The following is a 1793-nucleotide window of genomic DNA, read 5'->3' on the forward strand; positions in this document are numbered from 1 at the left end:
ATTTTGCAGAATCTCAGGGATATGCCGGTGGGTGCCTCCGACCGAGTAGGGATGGGCTGAATTGATGGCCTGGGCTGCCAGCAGATCCATTCTGCCGCCTGAGCGTCCGGCGCCCGAGTAGCCGACCGCCAGGTCAGCAACCAGATCATCGGTCTGCACCAGTCCGGCGGCTAAAGCAGGCTGGAAGGCCAGAGTGACTGCCGTGACATTGCAGCCAGGACCAGCGATCCGCCGAGTCTGTCCAAGCAGCTGACGCTGGCGACCGCCACCCGGATTGAGCAGCTCAGGCATCCCGTAGGTCCACGGGCTTGAGAAGGGCCCGCCGTAGTAGTCTTGCCAGTCGCCAGGATCCTCCAGCCGGTGATCAGCCCCCAGGTCGACCATCAGCGATTGCGGATCCAGCTGCTCTGCCAGGGGACCCGAAGCCCCGTGAGGCAGTGCCAGAACCACCAGATCGTGGCCGGCCAAGATCTTTGGATCGGTATCCTGAATCTGCAGCGAGGCTATCGACTCCGGAAGGTTGGGCGAGAACTCCCCCAGCAGACGGCCAGCCGAGCCATGACCGGTGACCGTGCATACCTGAAAGGCTGGATGGGCCGCCAATAGACGGATCATCTCCGAGCCGGCATACCCCGAAGCTCCCGCTACAGCCACCGTGTATTGCCGCATGAGTGCTCCCTTCATCGGGCACCATCATACATACTCATGCAGTAAAACGCATATTTATGCAATTCGGCGTGTCGCTATATATCTGCTCTAGCTGTGCAACACTTTCAACTATGCGAAGGGGTCATAACCGGAGTCTCTGTTGCGGATATATTCCATTTGCCTGCTGGCCTTTTCCGCAGCCTCGGACCCGCACGCCTCCTCTACAAAGGCCAAGGCCATATCGATGCCGGCCGAGATACCCGAAGATGTACGAAACTTGCCATCGACCACCCAGCGCGCATCCTTGATCCAGTCCACACGCTTCCCTGTGCTGACGACCCAGTCAAAGGCCAAGTCATTTGAGGTCGCACGCCGACCGTCGAGCACACCGGCGGCAGCCAAGAGAGCCGAGCCTGTGCAGACCGTCATTACCTGCGGCGACCTGGCGGCCAAGCTTGCCAGCTGCCCTGTCCATTGGTCGTCCCCAACCAGAGTTCGAGTACCGGACCCGCCGGGTATCAGCAGAACCCCTTGGGAATTAATATCTTCTGGTCCTACAGTTTCGACCCTGACACCGCCCTCACCGACTTTCAAGCCTGGCCCGTCAAGAGAGAAAAGCCGCACTCGGGCGCCATCAGTATTGATGAAAACCTCAAAGGGGCCAAAAACATCCAAGGGTTCAAACCCGTCGAATACGACGATATTAATATCCAAATCCATCTGATCGAACATCCCCCTCGTAGATCTCTATATGTCAAGGCTGACAGCATATGCACAAACGTGAATTCCGGCTAATGCAAATGCATAATCGCATCCAGAAGGAGCCAGCGCCTTGAGTTTTCAGGCGCTGACGCCACCTGAGCCGGATCCGCCGCCGCCCGTCGAGGGCGATGGCATCATCTGCTGGTAGAAATCATTCAGGGAGATGCCGTTGACCAGCAGCCAGATCCAGGCAAGCGTGAAAAGCAGGTTGATGATCAGGGCAGCCATAGCCAATCCATAGCCCTTCATATGCAGTCGGTGGGTCCGATACATGGAAACGCCACCCAGCAGAGCGGGAATCACAGGCATGGGCAAGAAGAGGGCCATAAGGAAGGCGATGATGGCGCAGGGATCCCAGTGGCCGTAGACCGGATTTTGGGAGG

The 1793-nt window shown here is 58.2% G+C and carries 1 protein-coding gene and 2 pseudogenes; all 3 read right to left on the reverse strand.

All coding sequences use genetic code 11. The annotated features are described in order from the left end of the window. A pseudogene (locus AC0AP0_RS08795) lies at positions 1-669 on the reverse strand (N-acetyl-gamma-glutamyl-phosphate reductase); the annotation flags it as partial. A 108-nt stretch (positions 670-777) separates the two neighbouring features. Then, positions 778-1368, reverse strand: a complete 591-nt coding sequence (locus tag AC0AP0_RS08800) for a DJ-1/PfpI family protein (protein ID WP_490430194.1) — start codon at positions 1366-1368, stop codon at positions 778-780. A 120-nt stretch (positions 1369-1488) separates the two neighbouring features. After that, positions 1489-1793 (reverse strand): annotated as a pseudogene (locus tag AC0AP0_RS08805) (hypothetical protein); the annotation flags it as partial.

Source organism: Bifidobacterium sp. POST2/T3 (B1), assembly GCF_058197115.1.